At 53.0% G+C, this 6,559-nt stretch carries 7 protein-coding genes; 1 reads left to right on the forward strand and 6 read right to left on the reverse strand.

The features are described 5' to 3' along the window. Positions 1-7: 7 nt before the first annotated feature. The 6 genes from R0I78_RS05275 to R0I78_RS05300 all read right to left on the reverse strand — a co-directional run bounded on the left by R0I78_RS05275 (position 8) and on the right by R0I78_RS05300 (position 5,888). Positions 8-703, reverse strand: coding sequence for an ABC transporter ATP-binding protein (locus tag R0I78_RS05275; RefSeq protein ID WP_317074580.1), 696 nt, complete (start codon positions 701-703; stop codon positions 8-10). Then, positions 700-1,497, reverse strand: a complete 798-nt coding sequence (locus R0I78_RS05280) for an ABC transporter permease (protein WP_317074581.1) — start codon at positions 1,495-1,497, stop codon at positions 700-702. The genes R0I78_RS05275 and R0I78_RS05280 overlap by 4 nt, the downstream gene beginning before the upstream one ends. Further along, entirely contained in the window at positions 1,497-3,224 is a 1,728-nt protein-coding gene (locus R0I78_RS05285; protein WP_317074582.1) for a polysaccharide biosynthesis/export family protein, read from the reverse strand. The genes R0I78_RS05280 and R0I78_RS05285 overlap by 1 nt, the downstream gene beginning before the upstream one ends. Positions 3,225-3,537: 313 nt before the next feature. Beyond that, a complete protein-coding gene (locus R0I78_RS05290) occupies positions 3,538-3,864 on the reverse strand; it encodes a DVU3141 family protein (RefSeq protein WP_317074583.1) in 327 nt (108 codons plus the stop codon). A gap of 215 nt (positions 3,865-4,079) precedes the next feature. Next, entirely contained in the window at positions 4,080-5,270 is a 1,191-nt protein-coding gene (locus R0I78_RS05295; RefSeq protein ID WP_317074584.1) for a capsular biosynthesis protein, read from the reverse strand. 270 nt (positions 5,271-5,540) lie between these two features. Next, entirely contained in the window at positions 5,541-5,888 is a 348-nt protein-coding gene (locus tag R0I78_RS05300; RefSeq protein ID WP_019933275.1) for a hypothetical protein, read from the reverse strand. 125 nt (positions 5,889-6,013) lie between these two features. Here R0I78_RS05300 and R0I78_RS05305 point away from each other — a divergent pair. Further along, a partial coding sequence (locus tag R0I78_RS05305) for a transposase (RefSeq protein ID WP_317074585.1) occupies positions 6,014-6,559 on the forward strand: 546 nt, incomplete at its 3' end.

Genomic DNA, 6,559 nt, shown 5'->3' on the forward strand with positions numbered 1-6,559 from the left:
TTGATGTTCAATCGTCATCATCAATAATGTTTTTTGTTTGCGCGGTTTCCGCATGATAGGCAGTTATGGCATCGTTAACATCGTCAAACCAGGTGGCGTGGCCTTGTTTAAGGTAAATGCCGGCCTGGCACAGGTCTTTTAGTATGCCTTCGCTGTGGGATACCATAATCAGGCTGGACTGCCCGATTTTATCCTTGAATGCCTTGCTGGCCTTGGCCCTGAAGGCGCGGTCACCAACCGATGTGGCTTCATCCGAAAGATATACATCAAAATCGAAGGCAAGGGATAATCCAAAGTTCAGGCGTGAACGCATGCCTGATGAGTAGGTTTTTATTGGCTGGTCAAAGGATTTTCCCAGTTCGGCAAACTCTTCTACATAGTCCATGATTTTATTCAGGTTTTTATCAAATCCATGAACGCGGGCAACAAATTTAACATTTTGTCGCCCGGTCATTGAACTTTGAAATCCGCCAGAAAGCCCAATAGGCCAGGATACTCTGCAATGGCGTTCTATGCTGCCCCGTTCCGGATTGTCCATGCCTGCAATAATACGTAATAGAGTAGACTTGCCTGCTCCATTGCGGCCAACCAAACCTACGCTCACTCCCTTGGGGATGGTGAGATTAAGGTTTTTTAATACCCAAGGGGCTTCCCGCCCATCACGGTTATTGTATTTTTTATATAAGTTTTTAACCTTGATCATTTGGCTTTTAACCGGTCTTTATAGCGGATGTGCATCAGCAGTCCTACGCTGTTAAGCGTTAATATCCAGAGCCATAAATACAGCATGCTAGTGCCTGCAACAACGTGATAATTTTCAAAAAAACCCAGTCGGAGCAGCTCAAGAGCATGGACAATAGGGTTAAGCATTAAATATTCCAGTGCGGAGTGCGGCAGGTTGTTTATGGGGAGGATTACACCACTAATGATCATTAATGGCAGGCTTAGCATGCTGACTATTTTACCCGATTCAGGCACCAGTTTGGAACTTACCGATATAATTAACGCAAATCCCAGAGCTAATAACCAGATTGAAATCCAACTGAACAAGGCAAACAACGCATTGTCAGGGAACATATGCATGCTAAGGCTAACTCCCCCGATAATAAAAATAACCAGTACTACTGTACGTAGCATTCCGTCCAGGTAGCTGCGCACTATTACTGTATCTACTGGATGCACCTGGCGGTAGGCAAACAATGCCTGAGCTGAATTTATTGCCCCTTGGCTGCGGCTTAAACCCTCTCTAACCAAAAAAAAACCCATCATCCCTACAATCATCCAGGGAATAAACTCAGCGTTGGCTATAAGTTTGTTAGCTCCCCTAATTTGAGTCCGTACTACTATCATAATGGTGATCAGCGCTACTGGCTCAAAAATCATCCAGAACCAGCCCATGCGGTCGGCCATGGTGCGCGATACCGCTTCGCGCATAAACATGGCATGCCACACGCTGCGGGTTACCTGCCAGGGGGTGCGGCTTTGCATGGTGCTCATTAAATATCTACCGCTACTTTGGCAGCAATGGCAATCTGGTAAAGAATTTGGGTAATGGTGCCGGCCAGCTGCAGGTTTTTGGTGGGCGCTTTGGGCAGCACCAGAATTTCGTCACCCGGGCGCAGGGTTACGTCGTCTGCTTCGCGCACTTCACCGTTCTGGCGCACTACCAGAATGCGGCTTTCATTGGCATGGTCAGTAAAGCCGCCGGCCCCTTCTATGTAGTCTCTGGCACTGCGGTTGCGGTTAAACACTACAGACTGGGGCACCAGTACTTCACCGCTTATCAGCACTGAGTCGGAGGTTTCGGGAATGGTGATCACGTCGCCGTCTTGCAGGCGAATGTCACTGATGGTGCCGTTATTGGCCAGCACCAGCCGGCCGCTGGGCTCTACCTCACGGGCGCGCTCAATAAACTGGCTGATAAGCTCTGCCTCGCGCACCCGAATTTGGGCTTCTTCTGCAGTGGAGGAGGTGGCACCCAGATAGGTGGTTTCCAGCCGGGCCAGGCTTTCATCCAGTGCTTGTTTCTGGCGCTCGGCCACGCTTACCCGCTTCAGCGAGATGCTGTTGGTGTCGGTCATGTTTTGCGGCACGGCCACGGCGTTCAGCAGCTCGTGCAGGCGCGCATCGCGGGGCAGGGCAAAGCGGGACGGGCCGTAATAGCTGCCTTCCAGCTGCACCACTATGGTGTTGTCGCGCATGTCGCTGCTGAAAATAACCTGATCACCGCTGTTAAGTTGCTGCCGGCTGAGTACATCCAGTTTTACGTAGCGTGAAATGGGGCCCTGCGTGCGGGCACCGCGCAGCAGCACGTGAGTGACGTTGGACTTGAGCCGGGCCAGGTTAAGCAGCTCCTGGCCGGTCATTTGGTTGGGTTGCAGCTCATAGCGGTAGGGGCGGGCTACGTCACCTTCCACGGTAACAGTGGGGCCTCGCTCTTCCACTACTATGGTGTCGCCGTCTTTGTATTGCAGGCGGGGCAGGGTGCCGTTAATTAAAAAGGCGTAGAGATCGGCGGTGGCAATGGTGTTGCCGCCGCGCACTATTCTTACCTTGCGGTAGCTTCCGGTGGCGCTGTCTATGCCGCCGGCCTGGTCCAGAAAATAGAGCAGTGAGTCGTTGGGGGTGCCGGCAAAACGGCCGGGGTTTTGCACATAGCCGGTTACAAACACGGATACCGGCTGCACGCCCTGCAGGTTGGTGTATACCTGCACGTTGTTGGAATAAATGGAGTTAACGGCGTTGCGCACTTTGGCATCCAGCTGGCCGTGCTTTATGCCCTGCACTTTAATGGGGCCAACGCCGGGAATGAAAATATTGCCCTGTGCATCTACCGGCAGCACTCTGTCTATTTCTACCGCGCCCCATACCCGCAGAGTGACCTGATCTCCGGGAGTGATGACATAGTCGGGGTTAAGGCCATCGGCGCGCATGCCGCTGAAACCGCCGCTGAACAAGTGGCTGCCAAAGCTTGGCAGTTCGTTTTGCGGCAAGGGTGCCAGACCCGGGCGATCCTGAGGGTTAACCGGGCCGTAGCGGCCATTTTGCCACTGAGTTTGGTTATTTTGTGTGCTTTGGTCGGCTTCGGAAGAGGTGTTAAAGCGGCTTTGTTGTTCGGCTGGCAGGGCGCCGGCGTTTATACCAATGAGTTGGGCGTGGGCGGGGCCCTGGCCCGCTAAAATTGTGAGTAAGCCGAACGGTAGGGCGAGTTTTTTTAAGGACATGACTTGTTCTCAGAATCTGCGAAATATGTAGCGGGCAGCTATAAGCCGTAAGCTGTCAGCTGTCAGCTAACTCCCTCCCAGCCTCCCCCTTAAAAAGGGGGAGGAGCAAAACGTGTGCTGCCTACCTTAAAAAGGGGGAGTAGCAATATTCACCCTCCCCTTAAAAAGGGGGAGGAGCAATACTCTCCCTCCCCTTAACAAGGGGTAGGAGCAATATTCTCCCTCCCCTTGGTAAGGGGAGGGCTGGGGTGGGGTTTGGTGTTTTAACTTAAAGCTGACAGCTTAAAGCTTACAGCTCCCCGATGGGGTTAACTCACAGGGATCGGCTTAGCTGCCATTCCCCATTTTTGGCCTGGCAGGCTATTTGTTCTTGCTGGCTGCCGGCTGGCAGCGTTATCTGCAGCGGGCGGCAGGTTTTGCCGCTGGCCGCGAAGTAAGTGGCACCGGCCGTTATTTGCACATTGGGGCCCCAGGGGCTGGTGGCCAGCTGGGTGGCGCTGTGGCTGGCAGCGTTGCTTAAAAATTCGTTGAGCGGCGTGCTGTTTGCGCTTGTGGTGGCTGTGTGCTGACTGGCGCAGCCGGCCAGGGTAAGGCACAGGGCAACCAGAGTGCCGGCCAGTGGGGTGCGTATTAAAGACATGGTACTACTCGCTTTAACTGAAGGTTTCTGTGAAAAAGGCACGCTACCGCCCTTGGGGTGCGGCTCCCAATTCGCCGATTGAGTGTTATTTAAACGCTTTCGCATTTTGCATGGCTTGGCGTTATTTTTGCAGGCCGCATACTACCACTTTGTTTATGGTGTTGCGATTAGCCAGCGCCGGCCGTTTAACGGCTGCATAAAAAGTAAGCGCTTGCTTATGCTACTTCTTGTTTTTCTTTTGCTGCCATTTGTGGCTGCCTGGCTGCTACCAGCCTGGGCTGCTGGCGTATGGGCGGTTGAGCCTGCTGCTGCAGCCGTTGCCAAATTTGCCGGCAGGTGCTGTGAGGCCGGCAATAAAAGCTGCCGTTCAGCTGAGTGTGTTTTAATAAAAACGCGCGCAGGCGTTTAAACAGGTCATCGCTTACCGGCTGCGGTGCTCGCCAAAATTCATCTAGTGTGCACTGGCTGGTGAGGCCGGGCACGTCATACAGGGCTTTGCCCAGGGTAATGGTGGGCACTTGGTGCAACAGGGCCGACATGCCCACTGTGCTGTTTACTGTTACCACGCCCTTGCAGTGGCGGTATATTTCGGGCAGGGGCAGCTCATAGCCGTAGAACACGCGGCCGGTTAACCCGTGTTTGGCAGCCAGGTTATGAATGAGTTTGGTGTAGTTGGTGTAGCCCCTGTCCATGGGGTGATGCTTGAACAAGAGCACGTCATTGGGTGACGCATTTGCTGCAAATGAGTCCGTTATATGAACAATGGATTCTGCCACATCGTTAAAGTGCGAGTGTTCACGGATCTGAAAGTCGTCTGCCACCTGCAGGGGCACCAGGAATATGTGCTTTGAGTGATGGTCTGCCAGGGTTTGCAGCAGCCCCTTGTCGTGGGCGGTGTGGGTATATTTGGTATACCAGCCTTTAAGCCAGGCTATGCCTTCTTTCCAGTAGGGGCGGTGGCGATGGTGCACATAGTGACGAAAGCGCCAGCGCAGGCAGTGCATGCTGGCGTAGTAGCGCATGGCAAAATAAATGCGGCGCTTGAAGTTGGCTTTTATATCAAACTCATGGTGCACCCGCTCGGGGCTTTGTTTGGGTAGCTCTTGTGCCAGTTTGCCATACCAGGGGCTGTGGGCGTTTACACCGTGCTGCTCCAGCGTTATGTAGTGCGGGCGCAGGTAGCCTTCTTCAAATACAAAAAAGCGTATGTTGTGGCTTTGGCAATAAATGCGCGCTATTGCGTGATATTCGCGGCAGTCGCTGTAGCAGAAAACGGTGTCAATTTCGTTTTCGCTAATGTAGCTGTGTAAAAAGTTGCGCCATTCCGGCAGGCTGCCGGTGTAATGAATATTTTCACCACGGCAGGGCCAGCAGCCGTCGCCACCATTGAAATTAATTTTGTGCACAGCTACGCCTTGCTCGCTGAGGAAGCGAGAGAAATGCTGGAAGAAAGGTCCTAGTGGTCCCTGGAGTAGCAAGGCTGATTTCATTCAAATCCTGTGAAATTTTTTTGGTGTTCCCACTTTCTTGGCGGCGGGATAATAGCACAACTGAAATTTGGTATTAATGAAAAAGTGATCCCGTCCTTCGGACGGGAGCTGTAAGCCGTAAGCTGTCAGCTGTAAGTTAACCCCCTCCCGGCCTTCACCCTTAGAAAGGGGGAGGGGCAAATTGAGTCACTTGATGGTTTGCTTATGCAGCCCCTTCTGCAGCATTAAATCTACCAGGGGCTGTTCGCGTTTGTTGGCGCGCCGGCAGTGGTCTTGCTGAAACTTATTTGTGACCCAGATCACGAACATGGCCCATTTTTTATTGTCGCGTTCGCGCCAGGCGTGGGATGAAATGGATTCCCAGGCGTAGCCGTTAAAAACCGAGGCGTTTACAAAGTGGTCCAGCGCGCGCACGCCGCTGCGGGCGCGTTCGGTTTTACCTAAAAAGCCTACATAACAAATGATGAGATAGCCCAATACGGCCAGAGGCACTACGGCGCACATTAAAATAAAGCCGGCTATGCGTTCTTTCATCAATTTTGCGCGGGAAACCCCGTCCTTTTAGAGCGGGGAGGGATAGCGCGGCGGCGTCAGCCGCCCCTGTTCCCGCTCCTCCTTTTAAACTGGCTATCTATACAGTGGTTTACTAAACTAAGCACATGACGAAACGCGCTTATAAATATCGGTTTTACCCGACACCCGAGCAGACTGAGCTGTTGGCCCAGACCTTCGGCTGTGTACGTTTTGTTTATAACGCCATACTGCGCTGGCGTACTGATGCTTTTGAGCTGCGTCAGCAAAAAATCGGCTACGTTGGTGCTAACGGCCGACTGACCGAACTCAAAAAAGATCCTGAGCTGGCGTTCCTGTCTGAGGTGTCGTGTGTCCCCTTGCAGCAATGCCTGCGCCACCAGCAAACCGCCTTCAAAAACTTCTTTGAGGGCCGCGCCAAGTACCCGTCCTTCAAAAGCAAGCGGCACCGCCAGTCGGCGGAGTTCACCCGCTCGGCCTTCAAATACCGAGGTGGTAAGTTGTACCTGGCCAAGAGCAAAACCCCGCTGAATATTCGCTGGAGCCGTGAACTGCCCGGCGAGCCCAGTACCGTGACCGTTTCCAAGGACTCGGCAGGCCGTTACTTCGTGAGCTGCCTGTGTGAGTTCGAACCCAGAAAATTGCCTGTCACACCGAACATGACCGGCATTGAT

Source organism: Oceanimonas sp. CAM02, from assembly GCF_032842915.1.
Classification (GTDB): domain Bacteria; phylum Pseudomonadota; class Gammaproteobacteria; order Enterobacterales; family Aeromonadaceae; genus Oceanimonas; species Oceanimonas smirnovii.

Excerpts from the sequence above, each read along its gene's own strand:
- R0I78_RS05300 (WP_019933275.1), bottom strand. The coding sequence starts at position 5,888 with ATGAAAGAACGCATAGCCGGCTTTATTTTAATGTGCGCCGTAGTGCCT.
- R0I78_RS05290 (WP_317074583.1), bottom strand. The coding sequence starts at position 3,864 with ATGTCTTTAATACGCACCCCACTGGCCGGCACTCTGGTTGCCCTGTGC.
- R0I78_RS05285 (WP_317074582.1), bottom strand. The coding sequence starts at position 3,224 with ATGTCCTTAAAAAAACTCGCCCTACCGTTCGGCTTACTCACAATTTTA.
- R0I78_RS05280 (WP_317074581.1), bottom strand. The coding sequence starts at position 1,497 with ATGAGCACCATGCAAAGCCGCACCCCCTGGCAGGTAACCCGCAGCGTG.
- R0I78_RS05275 (WP_317074580.1), bottom strand. The coding sequence starts at position 703 with ATGATCAAGGTTAAAAACTTATATAAAAAATACAATAACCGTGATGGG.